The sequence below is a fragment of the Micromonospora sp. NPDC003944 genome (assembly GCF_053605225.1).
This window is the reverse complement of record NZ_JBSGIV010000022.1, coordinates 28,023-48,200: the sequence shown is the minus strand read 5'-3', so window position 1 is coordinate 48,200 and position 20,178 is coordinate 28,023. Positions and strand designations below refer to the sequence as shown.

Genomic DNA, 20,178 nt, shown 5'->3' with positions numbered 1-20,178 from the left:
GCCGGGCAAACCGTTAGAGTCTCGCCGTGATCGAGATCGGAGCGCAGGTCGACCTGTCCCACCCGCCGGAGCGGGTCTGGCTCGCGCTGACCGACAGGCAGTTGCTCGGCCGGTGGTTCGCCGAAGCCGAGATGGTCGAGGGCGTACCGGACCGGATGGTGCTGCACACGGCCAGCCTGCCCGGCTTCGGGGCCGACGTCGAGGTCGAGGTGACCGAGCGGCAGGAGCCGGACCTCCTCGTGCTGGCCTGCGACGAGGCCGGCCGGCTCAGCGAGCTGACCTGCGACGTCACGGCCACGACCCAGGGCTGCCGGCTGGAGGTGCGGGAGGTCACCACGCACGGCGGGTGGTCGGTCGAGCAGCAGAAGCCCCGCGAGCAGCAACTCCGGCAGGCGCTGACGGTCCGACTGCCGGCCATTCTCGACTGGCTCGCCTTCCAGCAGGTCGACCTACGCCGGGCCGACGGTGGGATGACCACGGAACTGCCGCTCGTCGGCGTACGCGGCAACGCCGACCGTAACCCCCGCCGACGTCGTAGGCTCGTCGCCGTGGTCGCCGGGGCCGTGCTGGTGATGGGGACGGCGGCCTGGGCGACGTTGCCGCCCGACCCGAAGCCGGTCGCCGCGCCCGCACCGTCAGCAACCGCGTCCGCGGCCCCGACGCCGGGCCGGACCGCCGCCGCGCCCGCGGCGACCCCCTCGGTGCGCCCCACGCGGACCATCGCGTCGGCGACCACCCGCCCGAGCCGGACCCCGTCGGCGAAACCCTCGCGGACACCCACGTCGGCGGCGCCGCCGCCCCCGCCGCCGACGCCCGTGTCGGCCCGCTACGAGACCGACTCCAGCCGCCTGTTCGGTTACACCGGCGAGATCGTGGTCGGCAACCCCGGTGCGGCGCCGGTGGCGGACTGGGCCGTGGTGGTCACCCTCGCCGAAGGCACCACCGTGGACGACGTCGACGGCGCGAACTGGCGTCAGGACGGACGCACGATCACCTTCACCGGCGCAGCCGTGGCGGCCGGGGGATCCCAGACGATCAGCTTCGACGTCCGCGACAGCCGGCCGAAGGCCCGGGAACCGGAGAGCTGCACGATCGGGGGGCAGCCCTGCGCGGGCCTCTGACTAGGCTGCCGTCATGGCACTGCTGCACAGGGCGACCCTGCACCCCACGAAACTGGACCTGCTGACGGCCTGGCTGCCCGACCGACAGTGGTTCGCCGGATCGAGAGGCGTCGAGGTGGTCAGCCGGGGCGCCTACCGCTTCGACGACCCGGCCGGCGAGGTCGGCATCGAGACGATGCTCGTCGGCGCCGCCGACGGGCCGGTCCACCACGTCCCACTCACCTACCGCGCCGCGCCCCTCGACGGTGCCGACGGCTGGCTGGTCGGCACCACCGAGCACTCGGTGCTCGGCCGACGCTGGGTGTACGACGGCTGCGTCGACCCGGTGTACGCCGCCGCGCTCGCCCACGCGATCTTCACCGGCAGCGGCCAGGCCGAGCAGTACTTCGAGGTCGACGGTCGACGTGAGGTGCGGGAGCCGACGGTGACTGTCGTCGTCGACAGCCTCGCCGACACTCCCGTGCCGGCCGTCGGCGCGGTGCGCCGGGTGGTCGACGAGGACCGCACGCTCATCGCCACCGACACGGTCGAGTTGGTCGTCGTACGCCGACCGGGGGCCGGTGCCGACGCGACGGCCGGCGGCACGCTGAGCGGCCGGTGGGACGGTCAGGCGACGACGGTGCCGCTGGCGTACGCCAGGACACGCTGACCTGGATGTGCGGTGGGGCGGCCCGACGTTCCCGGGCCGCCCCACCGCTCTCACCACTGTGCCGGAGGCGGGGGCGGCGACACGGGCGGCCGGTCGTCGCAGGTGATGGTGTTGGGCAGCAGCCACGGCGCGAGCCACCCGCCGTCGTTACCGCCGAGGTCGGTCAGGGTGAACTCCGAGCCGGCCGGGGTGAAGTGGAACGATCCGCAGTTGTTGACGCCGACCGCGCCCACGTTGCGGGCGTCCACGTTCGCGAACGAGGCGGACCCGGCCACGCGGGCGCTGACCACCGAGGTGCCGGTGCCGTCGACCCGGACGTCCCGGAACCGTACGTCGGAGATCGAGTAGAGGTCCTTCACCGGCCAGTCGCTGACCAGCATGATCGCGTTGTACGTGCTGTCCAGGTACGCGTCGCCGGTCACCTCGATGCGCGCCTCGATGCTGCGGTCCAGGGCGAAGACCCAGATCGCGCCCAGCCCGATGTTCCAGTTCAGCTCGTACGTGCCGGCGCGGGCCGTGGTGTTGTTGGTGAACCGCAGGTGCCCGGTGAACGGCTCCGCGCCGAAGCGGGACCCGGCGTGCAGACCGCTGCCCTCGCGTACCGGGTCGGCGACGAGGTTGTGCGAGACGGTGGTATCGGTACCGCCGTAGATGGCGATGCCGTTGGCGAGCGTCGGTGACTGCACGGTGTTGTGGTCGAACGTGTTCCGCGCGTTCGCCGTCTTCTCCGACCACATCGCCAGGCCGTCGTCGCCGGTGTTGCGGACGAAGTTGTGCGCCACGAGGGAGTCGGTCACGCCGGTGTGGAAGTTGAGCGCGTCGGCGATCTGGTCGACGATGATGTTGTTGGTGACGCGGACGTTGCGCATTGGCCCGTCGAACCACAGGCCCACCTTGGTGTGGTGCAGGTAGAGCCCGTCGATCGTCGAGTCGCTCATGGCCCCGCCGATCGCGTTGACCTGATCGGTGTCGATGCGCTCGCGCACGTCGCCCTCGATGGCGAAGCCGGAGAGGTGCACGTTACGGCTGCCACCGTCGGCGGCGTCCCGACCGTAGAACCCGACTCCGGTGTGCACCGAGCCGTCCGGTGCGGGGGTCGGCAGGGCGACCTCCCGGCCCTTGATGACGGTGTACCAGTTGCCGGCGCCCTCGATTGTCACGTCGTCGACGATGATGTGCCGGTTGACCTGATAGGTGCCCGGCGGGACGTACACCGTGAGGTGGGCACGTCGGGCGAAGGCGATGGCCCGGTCCAGCGCGTCCGCGGAGTCCCGCCGCCCGGTGGGGTCGGCGCCGAAGGCGAGCACGTTCGCCGCGAGCAGCCGCACGTGCGGCGGCGCGACGAGTTCGGAGTCGAGCAGGTCGATGACGGTCCAGGCGGCGGCGCTGCCGGGCGGCGCGGTGAGCCGGACCCTGTCACCGGCCCGGTAGGTACGCCCGAGCAGCAGCCGCTGCTCGTCGTAGAAGTGGGTCGGCCGGAACGGCGTGGTGATGCTCGGGTACGGCGTGGTGGCCGCCGGCACGCACTGGCACTCGGTGATCCACCAGTCCGGGTGCAGCAGCCCGGCCTGCGGGTCGTTGGTGAACGGGTACTGGTTGTAGAGCCACGAGTACTGCGACGTGAGCGTCATGGTGCGCAGGTGCTTGCCGTTGACCGCCACCTTCAGCGGGGCGGTGATCCCGCCACCCTGCGGCGCGTCCGGGATGTTGTACCGCACGGTGATCCCGTTCGCGGCGCTGGGCAGGACGAACTCCACGTACTCGCCGGGGGTGAGCCGGACCGCCCGCCGGCCGGAAGCCTCCGCGGGCAGCGTGTAGGCGGAGCGGTCGGGCCCGATGATCTCGCCGTTGGTGCTGGCGTTCTCCGCTTCCTGTTCGAGGAAGTCGACGTCGGCGCCCCGTCCGGCGACAAGCGCCGGGTCGAGGGCGGCCCGGGTGACCACCGGCTGTGCGCCGGCGGACACCTGTGGACCTGCGGTGGCCATGGTGGGCGCGGCGACAAGTACGGCGAGACCGGCCGCGAGCGCGACTGCGGTGCCGCTGGGCCGGCCGGGGCGTCCCCGCACCGGTATGAGGCTGCGAAACATCGGTGACCCTCCTGGGTGGATGGTGGTGGAGGTCCGCCCGGCGCCCCCGACGCCCGACATTGATCGCCATGATGCAGCAACGGACATGGCACTGCAAGACAACTATCGAACAATGAAAATTAACGACTATCAGGCCGCAAGAAATGGACGGTCGTCGAGTTGAGGTGTCGCGCGTCGTCCACTCCCACCAGCTCGTGCCCGGCGTAGGCTGACCGGCGTGGATCAAGAAGACCGGATTGCCCTCTTCCTCGACTACGAGAACCTCGCGTTGGGTGCGCGCGACCACCGCGGCGGTGCGGCCTTCGACTTCCGGCCCATCGCCGACGCGCTTGCCGAACGAGGCCGGGTGGTGGTCCGCCGTGCGTACGCCGACTGGTCCTACTTCGACGAGGACCGCCGGATGCTCACCCGGTCCCACGTCGAGTTGATCGAGATCCCGCAGCGGATGGGCGCGTCCCGTAAGAACGCCGCCGACATCAAGATGGCCGTCGACGCGATCGAGTTGGCGTTCGAACGCGACTACATCTCCACCTTCGTGATCTGTAGCGGTGACAGTGACTTCACCCCGCTCGTGCACAAGTTGCGCGAGCTGAACAAGCGGGTCATCGGCGTCGGTGTCGAGGGGTCAACCTCGGGGCTGCTGCCCCCGGCGTGCGACGAGTTCCTCTACTACGACAGGTTGGAGGGGGTGGACATCCCACCGGCCCGTGGTCGGCGCGCTCGGCCCACCACCCGGCAGGCCGGCGTCGAGCAGCGCCCACCGGAGCCGGAGCCGGAGCAGGACCGTCGACCGCAGGATGCGGAGCCCGATCGGGACGTGGACGCCCTGGCCGTGCTCGTCGCCCAGTCGGTCGCAGGCTTGCAGGGGAGCGCCAACGGTGAGGTCACCGCCTCCCGCCTGAAGCGCACCCTGCTGCGCAAGGACCCGACCTTCAGCGAGTCCGACTACGGCTTCCGCACCTTTGGCGAACTGCTGCGCCACCTCGCCGAACGCAACGTGATCGAGCTGGCCGAGGGCCCCGCGAAGGGCGACCCCGAGGTCTCGCTGCCCGAGCACGGCGACCGTGAGGTGGCGTTCGGCCTGCTCCGCGGCGTCGTGGCGGAGCTGGGCAGCGGCGGCAACCCGGTGGCGTTGTCCGGCCTGAAGAACCAGGTGCGCCGGGCCCGCCCGGACTTCAGCGAGAAGAAGCTCGGCTACCGCAGCTTCCTGCAGTTCTGCAAGGCCGCCGCCACCGCCGGCGTCCTGGACCTGCGCTGGAGCCCCGAAGCCGACGACTACCTCCTAACAACCCACCCCTGACCCCCACCGCCCGCTGGCGTTGATCAAGAGGTTTGCGTCATCGAGGGCGCGATTCCTGACGCAAACCTCTTGATCAACAGGGGCTGGAGGTGGGAGTTGCGGGGTGGGGGCACAGTAGGGCTTCCTGATGTGCAAGTCAGGAGCGGGAGAACCGCCCGTTATGGTTTCGAACCGCCAACGGTTGGCCCGAAATGCGCCTGGATTGTCACCCTTGGCCCGGTTCGGGCATACCTGCGCCGTACCCTCGGCGCGGGAATTGCTATACGGTCGGCGAATGAAGGTGGAGGAGCACTGGTGGAACGGAGACACGACCCCGCGCGGGCGCAGGGACGTGTACATCCGTACTGACGGGCAGGGTTGGGAGGTCCGCGCCCAGATTGGTGGGGCGTCGGGTCGTGAGCGGGTGCAGCAGTGCCCCAGCCGGGCCTCGGCGGCCATCCTCGCCGACGCCTGGCGCGGCACCCACCCATCCTGGCGCGAGCTGAAGCAGCGCTGATCCGGCACCGGGCCGGGTCGGCAACGCTCCCGGGTTCCACCCCGGCGGGCCCGCCGACCGGCCCGGCGCTCGGTAAACCCCACCCCCGATCTCCCCATGACCTCCCGAGTGCCCGAGTCAGTTCCCCACGGGCCAACTGATCACGTGATGAGAAGTAGGTCTCCGGGGAGCGGATTGAGCTACTTCTCATCACCTGATCAAGGGACGGCAGCGGATCTCCGTGTCTCTGCCCTCAGGTCGGGTATCCGGAGGGCTGCCGGTCGCGCCCGATGGAGGTCGCCAATGTCGCAGGGCCCCGACGAGGAGAACCCCAGGATCGACGAGGAGGTCCGGGAGGCCGAGCGTCGGCTCGCCAACCTCGGCGCCTCGTCGGACGACGCGCTGACCGACGACGCGCTGACCGACGACGCGCTGACCGACGACGACGCCAGGGCACCGGACGAGGCTCGCTCCGAGAACAGCCCGGAGTGAGAGCCTGCCCGGCGTCTTACCGGGCAGACGCCTCGGCAGCCCAGACGTGCGGCCCGGTCAGGCGGTCGGGACCGGCAGCACCACACCCTCGGCCGCCGAGCGGTGCGCCAGCTCGATCAACTCGACCGTGTGGACCGAGTCCCGTGGGTCCACCGGCATCGGCGCGCCGTCGCGCAGCGAGGCGGCAACCTGAGCGTAGAAGCTCTGGTATGCGCCGGCCTCGGTCGGCACGGGCCGCAGGTCACCGTCGACACCGAGCAGGCCGTAGCGCTCCGGCGGGACCTCGCCCCAGCCTGGCTGGTCCGGTCGGCCGCCGTCGTGCAGCGCCGCCTCCTGCACGTCGAGCCCGTAGCTGGTGTAGCCGGCCCGGTCGCCGAGCACCCGCAGGCGCGGCCCGAGTTGGGCGGTCACCGCGCCCATCCACAGGTGCGAGTGGACCCCGTTGGCGTGGGTCAACGCCACGAAGGCGTCGTCGTCGACAGCCGCGCCGGCACGACGACGGTCCACCTCCGCGTAGACGCGGTCGACCGGGCCGAACAACTGCACCGCCTGGTCGACGAGGTGGGCGCCGAGGTCGAAGAGGGCACCGCCGGCCTCCTCCGGACCGGCCAGCTCCCGCCAGCCCGGCTTGATCGTCGGACGGAACCGCTCGAACCGGGACTCGTAGCGCAGCACCTGCCCCAGCTCGCCCTGCTCGACCAGGCGGCGGACGGTGAGGAAGTCACCGTCCCAGCGCCGGTTCTGGAAGACCGTCAGCGGCACTCCGCGCTCGGTCGCCTCGTCAATGAGCACGCGGCCTTCCGCGGCGGTGGGGGAGAGGGGCTTGTCGACGACGACCGGCAGGCCGGCGGCGAGGGCCGCCCGCGCCATCGGCACGTGCTGCCGGTTCGGCGTCGCGACCACCACCAGGTCCAGGTCGTCCGGGGTACGCCACAGCTCGTCGGCGTCGTCGACCAGGCGGGCGTCCGGGAAGTGCTGTCGCGCCTGCTCGCGCCGTTGCGGATCACGGGTCACGATGGCGTCGAGCCGTAGGCCGGGGGTCGCGGCGATCAGCGGCGCGTGGAACACCCGGCCCGCCAGCCCGTACCCCAGCAGACCAACCCGCAGCGCCTTCGCCATGCCGTGCCCCCATCTCCCCTGGTCCGCGCCCTGACCTGGCGTCGGTACCGCTGACGTGAATCTACGCCCGGGGCGACCGGGCCTGATCCACGGGCCGTCAGCTCACCGGGTCGGCGCGCAGGTAGGTGAGGACCGCGAGCACCCGACGGTTGGTGTCGTCGCTGGGCGGCAGGTCGAGCTTCAGCAGGATGTTGCCGACGTGCTTGCCGACCGCCGCCTCGCTGACGTGCAGCCGGCCGGCGATGGACGCGTTGGACCGCCCCTCGGCGAGCAACGCCAACACCTCGCGTTCCCGGGCGGACAGCGCGGCGAGCGGGTCGCGGGGGCGGTGCAGGAGTTGCCGGACCACGTCCGGGTCGATCGCGGTGCCGCCGTCGGCGACCCGGCGCAGCGTGTCGACGAACTCGGTGACCTCGGCGACCCGGTCCTTGAGCAGGTAGCCCACCCGCTGGCCGTCGCCGCTGTCCAGCAGCGCCGCCGCGTACCCGGTCTGCACGTACTGGCTGAGCACCACGACCGGGAGGTCCGGTCGCTCGCCGCGCAGCGCGACCGCCGCGCGCAGCCCGTCGTCGCGGCGGCCCGGCGGCATCCGGATGTCGGTCAGCACCAGGTCGGGTCGGTGTTCGCGGGCCGCCGTCAGCAACTCGGGTGCGGAGCCGACGGCCGCGCACACCGTGAAGTCGAAGCGGGTCAGCAGCGCGACCAGACCCTCCCGCAGCAGCACCTCGTCCTCGGCGAGCACCACCCGGGTCACCGACGACATGGCAGCTCCACCCGGACCACAGTAGGCCCGCCCGGCGGGCTGGACAGCAGCAGCCGGCCGTCGACGGCGGCGACCCGGTCGGCGAGCCCGGTCAGGCCGGTGCCCCGGGACGGGTCGGCGCCACCGCGGCCATCGTCGGTCACCTCGACGACGAGGTCGCCGCCGGCCCGGGTGAGGCGTACGTCGGCACGTGTCGCGTGGGCGTGCCGGGCGACGTTGCCGAGCGCCTCGGAGACCACGAAGTAGGCGGTGGTCTCCACGATCTCCGGCAACTCGCCAGGTAGGTCGGCGTGCACGGTGACCGGGATGGTGGCCGCGTCGGCAAGCTCGCGGACGGCCCCGGCCAGGCCGAGGTCGGTGAGGCTCTGCGGGCGGATGCCGTGCACCAACTGCCGCAGCATCGCCATCAGGCCCCGGGCCTGCTCGTGGGCGACGGCGAGGGGACGGGCCGCGGGGGAGTCCTCGGGTACGTCCAACTGGGCCAGGCCCAACTGGAGGGTGAGGCTTGTCAGCCGGGGCTGCGCGCTGTCGTGCAGGTCGCGTTCGATGCGGCGGCGTTCGGCCTCGTACGCGCCGACCAGCCGGGTGCGGGAGCGGGAGACCTCACGCAGCGCCACCGCGTCCACCGGCCGGGCCAGCACCCACCGGGCCACGGCCCCCTGGAGCGCGGCGAGCAGACCGGCGGCGTACCAGAGCACCGGGATCAGCAGCACGCCCACGATCGCGTACGGAATGGCTTCGCCGGTGCTGTCGATCGGTTGCCAGATCACCACCGGCTGGTCGGCGTCCCCGGCCAGCCAGGGGCTGGAGACCATCCCGAGGTCGAGCAGCACCAGCACCAGGAACACCCAGTACGCGACCGGCGTGAACCCGCCCAGCCAGAAGAGGTACGCCACCTCCCGCCAGGTCGCGGCGTCGCGGTAGCGGGCGACCAGGCCCGGCCACGGCGACGAGGGCAGCGGACGGTTGTCGACGAGCCGGACCCGCCAACGCTCGAAGGCCGCCACCGGGAAGCTCACGATCGGGGCCAACGCCAGCAGGGTGAGGCTGCCGACCGCCAGGAACAGCATCAGCGCGATGCTCGGCGGTCGACCGTGCAGGCGCAGCGAGTTGGCGGCGGCCAGCAGGGGTGCGCCGATGACGAGCAGCCCGACGCCGAGCACGCCGGCGATCGGCACCGTGGTCGCCAGGTAGGCCAGCGCGCGCCAGGGCCACGCGGAGAGCGGCCAGCGGCGGCGGCGCAGCGCCTCGGCCAGGTGCGAAGGGTGTTCCGTGGTCATGTGGCAGACGCTAATCGGGTACGAGCGGGTGCCCCAGCCGTCCAGATCCACTCTTCGAGGTATACCCAGCACTACCGGCCTCGACGGGTGTGCGGGGTCGGGAAACGGGAAGAACGGGCAGGTCACGCGGCCGGCGTGACCTGTGCTCGCGGCGGCTGGAGAGACATGGGTGCCAGAACCTTCGTGGTGGTCGGCGGGACCAGTGGTCTGGGCCTCGAGGTGGCCCGACTGCTCGTCGACGAGCACCAGGTCGTGGTGTTCGGCAACGTGCCGGCCGAGGTCGCCGCCGTGACCGACGAGCTGGGGTGCGACGGGACGGTCTGCGACATCTCCTCCTACGAGCAGGTCCGCGACTCCTTCGCCGGCGTGGTGCAGCGCCACGGCACGATCGACGGGGTGGCGGCCTGCGCCTCGATGTGGGCGGGCGGCGAGCTGGGCGACCTGTCCGTGGAGCACATCCGCCGGGCCGTGGAGATCAACGTCCTGGGCGTCACGTACCTGCTGCGGGAGGCGGTACAGCACCTGCACCGGCAGGGCCACGGCAACGTCGTGTACGTCGGCGCGCTGGCGCTGGCGGCCCCCCGGCCCGGCATCCCCGTCTACCGGGCCACCAAGAGCTACGGCAGCAGCCTTGTCGACTCGCTGGCCGAGGCCCAGCACAGCAACCGGGTCAAGGTGATGCAACTGCACCCCGGGCCGATGCCCACGCGGCTGCAGGAGCGGGTGGGCGCCGAGTTCCTGGACGAGGTGTACGCCATGCCCGAACAGGTCGCCACCGAGGTCGTCCGGCTGCTGCTGCTCGAACCCGACGACCTCTACGTCTCCGGTGAGCGCGTGCTGCGCGCGGACGGGCGGTGGTGACGGCAGCAGCCGGCCCCGCCGACCGTCCGGCCTCGGCGTGGGCGCCGCTGCGGACGGCGGTCTACCGCAACCTGTGGCTGGCCCTGCTCGCCGCGAACATCGGCACCTGGATGCAGACCGTCGGCGCGCAGTGGCTGCTGATCAACCACTCCAACGCCTCCACCCTTGTCGCACTGGTGCAGACCGCGAGTCTGCTGCCGGTGCTGCTGCTGGCGTTGCCGGCCGGGGTGCTTGCCGACAGCTTCGACCGCCGGCACCTGCTGATCGCCGTGCAGCTGTTCCTGGTGGCGGTGGCGGTGGCGTTGACGCTGCTCACCCTGACCGGCCGGATGCCGCCGGCGCTGCTGCTCACCCTCACCTTCGCGTTCGGGGTCGGGCAGGCGTTGACCCTGCCGGCCTGGGCGGCTGTGATCCCGGAGCTGGTGCCGCAGGAGCAGCTGCGCTCGGCCTCCGCGCTCGGCTCGATAAGCGTGAACGTGGCGAGGGCGGTCGGACCCGCGGTGGCCGGCGTGCTGATCGCCCGTACCGGTGTCGCCCCGGTCTTCGGCATCAACGCGGTCGCCTTCGGGATCTTCGCGTACGCGCTGTGGCGCTGGCGGCCCGGCAATGCCCGCGCGGTCGAGGTGCCCGAGCGGTTCACCGCCGCGTTGCGCGCCGGCAGCCGCTACGTACGCCACTCGCCGACCGTCCGCCGGCTGTTGCGGCGGGCACTTGTCTTCGTGGTCCCGGCCAGCGCGCTGTGGGCGTTGCTGCCGTTGGTGGCGAACCGGCGGCTGGGGCTGGGCTCCGGCGGGTACGGGGTGCTGCTGGCCGCCCTCGGCGTGGGCGCCATCGCCGGTGGCGTGCTGCTGGCCGTGATCCGTACCCGGCTGTCGGCCAACCAGCTCCTGCTGCTCGCCGGGGCGCTGTTCACCGTGGCGCTGACCGTGGTGGGCACCGTGCGGGTGGTGCCGCTGGTGCTGCTCGCCCTGTTGCCCGCCGGGATGGCCTGGGTGACGGTGCTGGCCAACGTCAACGCCGAGATGCAGCTCTTCCTGCCCAGCTGGGTGCGGGCCCGGGGGCTGGCCGTCTACCAGGTCTGCTTCGCCGGTGGCCAGGCGGCCGGTGCGCTGCTGTGGGGCGTGGTGGCCGAGATGGCCGGGCTGGTCCTCGCGTACCTGGCGGCGGCGGCGCTGATGCTTGTCGGCACCCTGACGAGCCGGATCTGGCCACTGCCGGACCTGCGGTCGGTGGACCGGGAACCGGCGGCGTACTGGCCGCAACTGCACCTGGCGCACGAGCCGGACCCGGGGGTGGGGCCGGTGCTGGTGACGGTGCAGTACACCGTCCGGCCGGAGCGCACCCGACGGTTCCTGGCGGCGATGGACCTGGTGCGTGGCGCGCGGCAGCGGACCGGCGCGATGCGCTGGGGGCTGTTCCGCCCGGCCGAGACGGTGGACCGGTTCGTCGAGGTGTATCTGGTGCCGTCCTGGGACGAGCACCTACGCCAGCACGGTGGCCGGTTGACGGGTGAGGACCGCGCGGCCGAGCAACGGGCCCGGGAGCTGACCGACGGGGAACCTGAGGTCCGACACCTGGTGCCCGCCGCCGCCGGCCCGACGCTGTCGGACGACCGCGAGGCGCTCTGACCAGTGGCCCGACGCGACCGCGCTCGGCACCCCGGAGCAGGGCCGACGCGGACGCGTACGGCGTACGGCCGCGTTGTTAGGATTGCCGCACCATGGCGAACGAGCGCAAGCCGACCGCGGACCCGGCCCGCAGCCTGGCCCTTCTCTGGCGCACCCGGGAGCCGACAAGTCGCAGCGCCGGTCCGGCGCTCAGCGTCGACCGGATCGTCCGGGCCGCTATCGAGATCGCCGACGCCGAAGGGCTCGACGCGCTGACGATGCGCCGGGTCGGTGAGGCGTTGGGGGTCGGCACGATGTCGGTCTACACCTACGTGCCGGGCAAGGCCGAACTCGTCGCCGTCATGATCGACACCGCGTACGGCGAGATGCCGCGCCCCGCCGTCGAGGGCGACTGGCGCACCCGGCTGGAGCGGGTCGCCCGCGACAACCTGGCGCTCTACCAGCGGCACCCCTGGATGCTGCGGGCCGAGACCACCCGACCGGTGCTCGGCCCGCACCTGATGGCCAAGTACGAGTACGAGCTCACCGCGATCGTCGACACCGGCCTCACCGACGTCGAGGTCGACGCGGTGCTCACCCTCGTGCTGGGGCACGTGAAGAGCGCCGCGCGGGCCGCCTCCGAGGTGGTCGACCTGGAGCGCGAGACCGGCCTGACCGACGGCCAGTGGTGGCAGTCGCACGCACCCTGGCTGGAGAGGTTCATGACCACCGGCGCCTACCCGACCGCGTCCCGGGTCGGCACCGCGGCGGGAGAGCAGCACGGCGCCGCGTACGGCCCGGAGTACGCGTTCGAGTTCGGCCTGCAACGCGTCCTCGACGGGATCTCGGTGGTGGTCGCCGAGCGGCGCGGACCTAGCGCGGCGCGGCCCGCTCCCTGACACCGCGGGCCAGTCGGGCGAGCGAGCGCGCCGACGGGCTGCCCGGCTCGGCGTGGTAGACGACGAGCGACTGGGCGGTGCCGGCGATGGTCAGCTTCTCGTAGCGCAGCGCCAACTCGCCCACCCGTGGGTGCTGGAACACCCGCACCCCACCACCCGCGCGGGCGGTGACGTCGTGCCGGGCCCACAACCGTCGAAACCGCTCGCTGCCGGCCGTCAACTCCTCGACCAGTTCGACGAGGCGGGGGTCGTCGACCTCGGGGCCGACCTGGGCGCGCAGGCCGGCCACCGCGTTGGCCGCGACCGCCGTCAGGGCCGGGTAGAGCGCCGGCACGCTCGGGTCCAGGAAGACCGCGCGGAGCAGGTTCACCCCGGCGGTGAAGATCGGCGCGAGCGCGGTCGCGACGGGGTTGGCGAAGAGCACGTCCAGGTGCCGACCGTGCACGAAGGCGGGCGTCTCGGCCCACGAGCCGACCAACTGCCGGATGCCCACCGGCACCCGCTCGGCGGGTCGCGCCACCCGGCGGGCCGGCGTCGGCCGGGCCAGGCCGTGCAGGTGCGCCGCGCCGTCCGCGTCCAACAGCAGCGCGCGGGCCAGCGCCTCGACCACCTGCGTCGACGGGTGCCGGTCACGTCCCTGCTCCAACCGCAGGTAGTAGTCGGCGCTGATCCCGGCGAGCAGGGCCGCCTCCTCGCGTCGCAGGCCGGGCACCCGCCGACGGCCGTGCGCGGGCAACCCGACGTCACCCGGCCCGATCAGCTCGCGCCGGGCACGCAGGTATTCGCCGAGCGGGCCGGCCGTGCTCACCCGCCCATCGTAGGAGCCGGCACCGGACACCCAGCCTGGTCCCGCCACTACCAGGAAAAACGGGGAACCGGCTAGCGCCCGCCGCCGGGGTGACAGTGTCGGGGTAAGCGTGATCGAGAGACGGGACAGCCATGGCAGAGCGCATCACGACCCCCTTCGGTTTCGCCTCGACCGCCGACGAGGTCGTCGCCGGGGTCGACCTGACCGGCAAGCGGGCCGTCATCACCGGCGGTGCCGCCGGTATCGGCGTCGAGACCGCCCGTTCCCTCGCCGCCGCCGGCGCCGAGGTGGTGCTCGGCGTCCGCCGGGTCGCGGCGGGCGAAGAGGCCGCCGCCGACATCGCGGCGAGCATCGGCGCGGAGCGGGTCACCGTCCGCGCGCTGGACCTGGCCGACCAGGCGTCGGTACGCCAGTTCGTCGCCGGCTGGGACCGGCCGCTGCACATCCTTGTCAACAACGCGGGAATCATGGCGCTGCCCGAGCTGGAGCGCACCGCCGAGGGCTGGGAGATGCAGTTCGCCACCAACTTCATGGGGCACTTCGCGTTGACGGTGGGCCTGCACGACGCCCTCGCCGCGGCCGGCGGCGCCCGGGTGGTGTCGGTCAGCTCCAGCGGCAACCTCTTCTCCCCGGTCATCTTCGACGACCTGCACTTCGCGTTCCGGCCGTACGACCCGCTGCTGGCCTACGGGCAGTCCAAGAGCGCCGAGGCGCTGCTCGCCGTGGAGGCCACCCGGCGCTGGGCCGGCGAGGGCATCCACGCCAACGCGCTCAACCCGGGTGCCATCGCCACCGGCCTGCAGAAACACACAGGCGGCCTGCGTACGCCCAGGGAACGGCAGAAGACCCCGCAGCAGGGCGCCGCGACCTCGGTGCTGCTCGCCGCGTCCCCGTTGCTCAACGGCGTCGGAGGTCGCTACTTCGAGGACTGCGCCGAGGCTCCGGTCGTCACCGAGCGGCCCGCCGACTACAGCGGTGTGGCCGCGTACGCGGTCGACCCGGGCAACGCCGCGCGGCTCTGGGACGTGGCGTCGGACCTGATCTCCCAGCGCCTCGTCACCACCGGCCGCTGACGGCGTCGGCGCGGGCTCGGCGGAACCGGCCCGGGCCTGCTCGACCGGGTGGTACGACTGGGGCGGCGGCGGGGCCGGGGAAGGATGGCGATGGCGGACGGGTTTCCGGGACGGCTGCTGCTCCGGCGGGAGAACCCGGGCAGAGCGTCGTTCCTGGAACTCTTCTTCGACCTGGCGTTCATCTTCGCGTTGACCCGGCTGTCCCGGGCGCTGCTCGACGACCGCAGCCTCACCGGCGGCTTCCAGGTGGCGCTGATGTTGGCGGCGCTCTGGTGGGTGTGGTTCGTGACGGCCTGGTCGGCGGACTGGTTCGACCCGCGTGCCCCGCTGATCGTCGCCCTGCTGCTCTGGGTGATGTTCGGTGGCCTGCTGATGGCGGCGGCCGTACCCACCGCGTTCGACGGGCACGCCCCGGTGTTCGCCGTCGCCTACGTCGCCATCCACCTGGGTCGGGGAGCGATCCTGATCCCCGCCCTGCGGGGACACCCGCTACAGGTGCGCAGCCTGCGGGTGGCGATCTGGTTCGGGATCTCCGGCGTGCTCTGGGTGGCCGGGGCGGTCGTGGCCCCGGCCCGCGAGCTGCTCTGGGCGCTGGCCCTCGTGCTGGAGTACCTCCTGGCCCGGCTGCGCTGGCCGTTCCCGCGGCTCGGACGCAGCACCTGGACGGAACTCCAGGTCAACGGCAGACACCTGTCCGAGCGGTACCAACAGATCTTCATCATCGCCCTGGGTGAGTTGATTCTGATCTCCGGCATCACCTACAGCGGGTCCGGCATGGACCGGAACAGCACGCTGGCCTTCGGCCTGGCGTTCGTGACCGCGGTGGCCCTCGCCCGGCTCTATCTGGTGCCCGCCGGCGCACGGCTGGCCGAGAGGATCGAGGCGGCCGGGCCGCCCGGCAGCAAGGTGACACTCAAGGCGGGCTACCTGCACCTCGTCATGATCGCCGGTGTGCTGGCCACCTCGGTGGCCATGGAGATGACGATCGACGACCCCGGAGGCAACGACAGGGGGCAGTTGGCCCTGGGTGCCATCGGCCCGGCGCTGTTCCTGACCGCCCGGATCCACCTCGCGGCAGTGGTCGACGGCAAGCCGCCCTGGGCGCGTCTGGTCGGGGTGCCGGCCATCGTGGTGGCCGGGCTGGCGACAGCCAAGCTTCCGCAACTCGCCAACAGCGCCGTCGTCGCCGGGGTGCTGCTGTTCATCGTCCTGATCGACGCGCTGCCTGGCCTGCGGCGATTCGTCCGACAGATCGGCGGACGCGACGGGGCCGACAGGCGGCGGCACGGGGAGCGGTCCGATGCCTGAGGCAGCGGTGGACCGCGGCGACCAACCGCGGCGACGCGACGTGGTGGAGTTGCGAGTACACGGCGTGTCCGGAGGTGACCCCACGGTCATCCTCGAACACCAGCGGGTCCGGCAGGTCACCGGCGACGACAGTGGCGGCTTCCACCGCACCGACAGGTCGGAGGGCACCGATCCGGACGGGGTGACGCTTGAGGCGTACCGCTGGGGGGACCTGCCCGCGGGCACCGTGGCCCGGACCCTCTCCATGGTCTTCCTGCTGCCGTTCATGTTCAGCAACGTGGCCGTGTGGATGCTGCCCACGAGCCGCCGCCGTGCCGCAGGGGTCACCATGCTGTGCCGGCTCCTCGCGCTCAACCTCACCGTGCTGTACGTGGTGTCCATCGCCGGGGTCGCCCTCGACCTGTTCGCCTGGCGGTGTCTCGGTGCGGTGCGCTGCCGTGGGCCCTTCGACACGATGGCCGGGCTCGACGGCCGGCACGTCGGGCAGCGGCTGTGCGTGCTGGCGCTCCTGCCGATCGCCGCCATCGTGTTCCTGCTGCTTGTCGGCACGCGCCGGTCCCACCCGGGCGGCAACGCGGTGTGGACCGTGGAACCGCTTGTGCAACGGCTGCGAGCGATCCACGTGGCGGCTGCGCTCGCCGTCCTCGATCTCATGCTGCTCGTGGCCCGCGACACCTCGGGCGGGACGGTCGGGACGACGCTGCTGCTGGCCCTCAGCGTGGTGGTGTTGCTGGTCTGCGTCGGTCTGCTCGCCGCCCCCGGGCTGCTCGACCGGGCCGCGATGGCGCGACCGGCGCAATGGACCGCCCGCACCACAGGCGTCCTGGCCATCGGTATGAGTGCGGCGACCCTCGTCGTCGTCGCCCGCGACGACCAGGGCTGGGCGGCGTCGACCGGGATGCCCGGCTACGGCGGGATCGCGGCCGGGGCCCTGTTCGGTCAGATGACCCTGCTGGTGGCGCTCAGTGGGCTGGTGCTGTGGCACCGTGGTCGTGCCGGCGGGCGGTCCAGGCTGCGACGTGGGCTGGGCGCGGCGGTCGTCGCCGCCCTCGCGGTGGGCCTGGCCGGCGGGCTCTCCGCCGGCCTCGTCTACCAGATCGGGCAGTTGCTCGGCGGGTACTCCAGCGATGGTGGGCCGCCGCTGCCGTACCGCTGGACGCTTCTGGCCTTCTTCCTGCACGTCGTCGCGACGGCGCTGGTGTGCGGCGGCCTGACCCTGCTGTCGCGCCGCCGCCGACACCGTGCGGCGTGGGCGGTCGTCCGCCGCGACTTCCCGGTGGTCCCGCCGGAGGCGGCGGGCCGGCTGCGACTGACGATGAAGACCGTCGCCCGGGCGCGGTTCACCGAGTGGCTGGGTCTGCTCGCGACCACCTACGCGGTGCTGGCGACGATCGGCCTGGTCACGAGTGTGCTCGGGAGTACCGGGCGTGAGCCGGAGGAGTTGGCGCGACAGGTGCTCGGGTTGCCGTCGCGAGCGGTCGAGATGGGGCTCGTCGGGAGCACCTACCTGCTCGCCGCGCTGCTTCTCACGCTGCTGGCCGGGGGTGTGTTCGCCTACCGGACCGCCTGGTTCCGCCGGCACGTCGGCATTCTGTGGGACCTGGGCACCTTCTGGCCCCGGGCCGCGCACCCGTTCGCGCCCCCGAGCTACGCCGACCGTGCCGTGCCGGAGCTGGTCGAGCGGATCACCGACCTGACCGAGCGACACCGTGGGGTGCTGCTCTGTGGGCACAGCCACGGGTCCGCCCTGCTCGCTCTCGCGGTGCTGCGGCTGCCCCCGCGCGTGCGCCGGCGGGTCGCGCTGCTCACCTACGGGTCACCGCTGGACCGGCTGTACGCCCGGCTCTTTCCGACCTACCTCAACGAGGAGGTGCTGCGCGAGGTGGGGGAGCGGGTCGAGTGGCGGTGGCTCAACCTCTGGCGGGACACCGACCGGGTCGGTGGCTGGATCTTCGCTGCCCATCGACCCGGTGATCCAGCCGCGGACCCGGCCGACCTGGCCGGCACGGTCGACCGGCGGTTGCGGGACCCGCGAAGCCTGCTTCCGGCGCCGGGGGAGTCGTCCGCGCCGCCGATCCTCGGGCACCACCCGGGCGAGACCGAACCCGACTTCCGGGCGGCGGTGCGCGAACTCAGCATCCGCCTGCGGCACGTCGGTTGAGGCTTGCCGGCCGTCGGGGACGACGTCTGTCAACGATCCATCTCGGGGATCCGGTCGGACTCCGCCACCGTGGCGCGGACCTTGCGGAGGGTGGCGTCGGGGGCGCGGATCGCGGCACGCCACCGGTCCAGCGTCCGCGTGAGCACCCGCACCACGAACTGCAACTGGTTGACCTGCTCGCGGAGCACCCCCAGCTCGGACCGGGCGCTGAGCGCCTCGCCCTCCAACTGGGTGATGCGCGTCTGCAACGGCTGCACGAGGGTGAGGGCGGCCTCGGTGAGCGTGTCGGCGGCATCGGCCTTGAACTTCCCCCGCTGCACCACGACGGTGGCGATCGCGGCCAGGCCGGTGCCCCCGCCGAGGATGCCGAGCACGCTGAGCGCCACCTGCACCCAGTGCGGTGCGGCTGGCGCGGGTGCGGTCATCACGTGACACCTGCCTGGAGCGGTTCGTAGGGGACGAGTTCGCAGGCTCGGGCCAGGCGGCGCAGGTCGACGGCGATCTGCCCGGCCCGCCAGAGTGACCCGACCGTCACCGCCATCACGAACGACGTCGCGACGATCGAGTTGCTGCCGGACATGACCACCAGGGCCACGGCGTACATGCCGGTGATCGTGCCGAGCACCAACACCGACGCGAGTTCGAGGCCGAGCCCGGTGGAGAGCCGGCCGGGCCACAGGATGCCCAGTAGTCCACCCAGGCCCACCGCGACCAGACCCAGCTCCCAGGCGACCTGGATGGGCGCTGGCATGGACGTCTGCACGGAGGTCGGCCGGACGTTGAGGGTCATCATCAGGACGCCGCAGAGGGGTGCTGCGGCCAGCACAGCGATCTCGTACGGTTGGTGGCGGGATCGGATACGTAGGTTTCCCACGGCAACTCCTTGTCGAGGACCGGCGTCCGGCAACGGCCGGTGGGCCGGTGCCGTTCGGTGGGTCGCGACTGTCGAGCTGCGGTCCGTGCGGCTGAGCCCATCGTGCGGTGCCTGAACGGTCGTTGGGCGAGAAGGTGGAGCGACGCGACCTCGTTGGCTGCCGATATCTGCCTGTGTATCACCGATGACCGGTTGGCGTCCACCTGCGTAACGTCGCGTTTCCGCAGGTCAGAGCAATCTTGACGGGTTTTCGGGACGTTTGGCGGGATGGGGCGGGGCGACCCGGCCATATCGCCACCCTCGTGACAACGAGGTGTCGGATATCTTGCCGAGGGTGACAGAGGTGTGGCCGGGTCGCCGCCGCGGTCAGCGGGCGAGCAGGGTGCGCACCGCCCGGAGCACCTCGGCCGGCGCCTCCTCGGCCATGAAGTGCCCGCAGGTCACTGTCGTGTGGTCCAGGTCCGGGGCCCAGGCCCGCCACACCGCCGCCGCGTCGTAGCCCAGCGCCGCGCCCCAGTCCTGCTGGAGCACGGCCACCGGCATCCGCAACCGGTTGCCGGCGGCCCGGTCGGCGGCGTCGTGGGTCACGTCGATCCCGGCGGACGCCCGGTAGTCGGCGACGATCGAGGGCACCGCGTCGCGGGACGCGCGCAGGTACGCGGTCCGCACGTCCTTCGGCAGGGCCTCCGGATCACGGGTCCAGACGTCCAGGAAATGACCGAAGAAGGCGTCCGGGCTGCCGGCGATCAGCTCCTCGGGCAGGCCGGGCGGCTGCGCCATCAGGTACAGGTGGAACGCGACAGCGGCGCTGGCACCGTGCAGCACGTCCCACATGTCCAGGGTGGGCAGCACGTCGAGCAGGGCCAGGTGACTGACCGCCGACGGATGGTCCAGGCCGGCGCGGAACGCGACCAGGGCACCCCGGTCGTGCCCGGCCAACGCGAACCGGTCGTGGCCGAGCGCGCCGGCAAGCGCCACGATGTCGGCGGCCATGGTGCGCTTGGCGTACCCGGTGCCATCGGTGTCCAGGGGCTTGTCGCTGTCGCCGTAGCCACGAAGGTCGGGGCAGATGACCGTGTGGTCGGCGGCCAGGTCTGCCGCGACGTGCCGCCACATGAGGTGGGTCTGCGGGAAACCGTGCAACAGCACGATCGCCGGCCCGGAACCGCCCACGGCGGCAGTCAGCGTCACACCGTCGGCGACGGTGACGCGTCGGTAGTCGAATCCGTTGATCCTGGGGTCCACGGGGAACCTTCCTGGTGAGCAGTGCCGGCGAGGGCGGTGGCCCGTCGCCGTCGTAC

General features: G+C 72.3%; 19 protein-coding genes. 11 read left to right on the top strand and 8 right to left on the bottom strand.

The annotated features are described in order from the left end of the window. Positions 1 to 26: 26 nt before the first annotated feature. Positions 27 to 1,121 (top strand): cellulose binding domain-containing protein, encoded by a 1,095-nt coding sequence (locus tag ACWER9_RS13700; RefSeq protein WP_452302151.1) that lies wholly within the window; start codon positions 27 to 29, stop codon positions 1,119 to 1,121. Between the two features lie 13 nt (positions 1,122 to 1,134). Further along, positions 1,135 to 1,770: a CG0192-related protein gene (locus ACWER9_RS13695; RefSeq protein ID WP_452302150.1), complete on the top strand. Its 636-nt coding sequence runs from the start codon at positions 1,135 to 1,137 to the stop codon at positions 1,768 to 1,770. 50 nt (positions 1,771 to 1,820) lie between these two features. Here ACWER9_RS13695 and ACWER9_RS13690 read toward each other — a convergent pair whose 3' ends face one another. Next, a complete protein-coding gene (locus ACWER9_RS13690) occupies positions 1,821 to 3,857 on the bottom strand; it encodes a glycosyl hydrolase family 28-related protein (RefSeq protein WP_452302149.1) in 2,037 nt (678 codons plus the stop codon). Positions 3,858 to 4,074: 217 nt separating this feature from the next. Between ACWER9_RS13690 and ACWER9_RS13685 the strand changes: the two genes are divergently transcribed. From ACWER9_RS13685 to ACWER9_RS13675, 3 genes are all read left to right on the top strand, one after another. Further along, positions 4,075 to 5,157, top strand: coding sequence for an NYN domain-containing protein (locus ACWER9_RS13685; protein WP_452302148.1), 1,083 nt, complete (start codon positions 4,075 to 4,077; stop codon positions 5,155 to 5,157). A gap of 274 nt (positions 5,158 to 5,431) precedes the next feature. Next, positions 5,432 to 5,653, top strand: a complete 222-nt coding sequence (locus ACWER9_RS13680) for a hypothetical protein (protein WP_030335934.1) — start codon at positions 5,432 to 5,434, stop codon at positions 5,651 to 5,653. 282 nt (positions 5,654 to 5,935) lie between these two features. After that, the gene (locus ACWER9_RS13675) at positions 5,936 to 6,124 is read left to right on the top strand and encodes a hypothetical protein (RefSeq protein ID WP_452302147.1); all 189 of its coding nucleotides are present in this window, start codon (positions 5,936 to 5,938) and stop codon (positions 6,122 to 6,124) included. A 57-nt stretch (positions 6,125 to 6,181) separates the two neighbouring features. On the opposite strand, the gene ACWER9_RS13670 is transcribed toward ACWER9_RS13675, so the two are convergent. The 3 genes from ACWER9_RS13670 to ACWER9_RS13660 all read right to left on the bottom strand — a co-directional run bounded on the left by ACWER9_RS13670 (position 6,182) and on the right by ACWER9_RS13660 (position 9,286). Next, positions 6,182 to 7,243 (bottom strand): Gfo/Idh/MocA family oxidoreductase, encoded by a 1,062-nt coding sequence (locus ACWER9_RS13670; RefSeq protein ID WP_452302146.1) that lies wholly within the window; start codon positions 7,241 to 7,243, stop codon positions 6,182 to 6,184. A 97-nt stretch (positions 7,244 to 7,340) separates the two neighbouring features. Beyond that, complete coding sequence (locus ACWER9_RS13665) at positions 7,341 to 8,006, bottom strand: response regulator transcription factor (RefSeq protein WP_452302145.1); 666 nt, start codon at positions 8,004 to 8,006, stop codon at positions 7,341 to 7,343. Beyond that, positions 7,994 to 9,286 carry a sensor domain-containing protein gene (locus ACWER9_RS13660; RefSeq protein WP_452302144.1) on the bottom strand — a complete coding sequence of 431 codons (1,293 nt, stop codon included), beginning with the start codon at positions 9,284 to 9,286 and terminating at the stop codon, positions 7,994 to 7,996. The genes ACWER9_RS13665 and ACWER9_RS13660 overlap by 13 nt, the downstream gene beginning before the upstream one ends. A gap of 165 nt (positions 9,287 to 9,451) precedes the next feature. Here ACWER9_RS13660 and ACWER9_RS13655 point away from each other — a divergent pair, with 165 nt between their 5' ends. From ACWER9_RS13655 to ACWER9_RS13645, 3 genes are all read left to right on the top strand, one after another. Then, positions 9,452 to 10,147: an SDR family NAD(P)-dependent oxidoreductase gene (locus ACWER9_RS13655; protein ID WP_452302143.1), complete on the top strand. Its 696-nt coding sequence runs from the start codon at positions 9,452 to 9,454 to the stop codon at positions 10,145 to 10,147. Next, complete coding sequence (locus tag ACWER9_RS13650) at positions 10,144 to 11,775, top strand: MFS transporter (RefSeq protein WP_452302142.1); 1,632 nt, start codon at positions 10,144 to 10,146, stop codon at positions 11,773 to 11,775. The genes ACWER9_RS13655 and ACWER9_RS13650 overlap by 4 nt, the downstream gene beginning before the upstream one ends. Before the next feature lie 92 nt (positions 11,776 to 11,867). Continuing rightward, a complete protein-coding gene (locus ACWER9_RS13645) occupies positions 11,868 to 12,653 on the top strand; it encodes a TetR/AcrR family transcriptional regulator (RefSeq protein ID WP_452302141.1) in 786 nt (261 codons plus the stop codon). Here the strand turns inward: ACWER9_RS13645 and ACWER9_RS13640 are convergent. Continuing rightward, on the bottom strand, positions 12,628 to 13,461 hold the full coding sequence (locus tag ACWER9_RS13640; protein ID WP_452302140.1) for an MmyB family transcriptional regulator: 834 nt from the start codon (positions 13,459 to 13,461) through the stop codon (positions 12,628 to 12,630). The genes ACWER9_RS13645 and ACWER9_RS13640 overlap by 26 nt on opposite strands. Positions 13,462 to 13,592: 131 nt before the next feature. Between ACWER9_RS13640 and ACWER9_RS13635 the strand changes: the two genes are divergently transcribed. The 3 genes from ACWER9_RS13635 (at position 13,593) to ACWER9_RS13625 (ending at position 18,003) form a co-directional block, all read left to right on the top strand. Then, entirely contained in the window at positions 13,593 to 14,534 is a 942-nt protein-coding gene (locus ACWER9_RS13635; RefSeq protein WP_452302139.1) for an SDR family NAD(P)-dependent oxidoreductase, read from the top strand. 90 nt (positions 14,535 to 14,624) lie between these two features. Next, positions 14,625 to 15,842 carry a low temperature requirement protein A gene (locus tag ACWER9_RS13630; RefSeq protein ID WP_452302138.1) on the top strand — a complete coding sequence of 406 codons (1,218 nt, stop codon included), beginning with the start codon at positions 14,625 to 14,627 and terminating at the stop codon, positions 15,840 to 15,842. Beyond that, positions 15,835 to 18,003 (top strand): hypothetical protein, encoded by a 2,169-nt coding sequence (locus tag ACWER9_RS13625; RefSeq protein ID WP_452302137.1) that lies wholly within the window; start codon positions 15,835 to 15,837, stop codon positions 18,001 to 18,003. The genes ACWER9_RS13630 and ACWER9_RS13625 overlap by 8 nt, the downstream gene beginning before the upstream one ends. A 29-nt stretch (positions 18,004 to 18,032) precedes the next feature. On the opposite strand, the gene ACWER9_RS13620 is transcribed toward ACWER9_RS13625, so the two are convergent. The 3 genes from ACWER9_RS13620 to ACWER9_RS13610 all read right to left on the bottom strand — a co-directional run bounded on the left by ACWER9_RS13620 (position 18,033) and on the right by ACWER9_RS13610 (position 20,122). Then, positions 18,033 to 18,428 carry a hypothetical protein gene (locus tag ACWER9_RS13620; RefSeq protein ID WP_452302136.1) on the bottom strand — a complete coding sequence of 132 codons (396 nt, stop codon included), beginning with the start codon at positions 18,426 to 18,428 and terminating at the stop codon, positions 18,033 to 18,035. Beyond that, entirely contained in the window at positions 18,428 to 18,877 is a 450-nt protein-coding gene (locus ACWER9_RS13615; RefSeq protein ID WP_452302135.1) for a hypothetical protein, read from the bottom strand. Before ACWER9_RS13615 ends, ACWER9_RS13620 begins: the two co-directional genes overlap by 1 nt. Before the next feature lie 366 nt (positions 18,878 to 19,243). Further along, positions 19,244 to 20,122 (bottom strand): alpha/beta fold hydrolase, encoded by an 879-nt coding sequence (locus ACWER9_RS13610; protein WP_452302133.1) that lies wholly within the window; start codon positions 20,120 to 20,122, stop codon positions 19,244 to 19,246. Between the last annotated feature and the right edge of the window lie 56 nt (positions 20,123 to 20,178).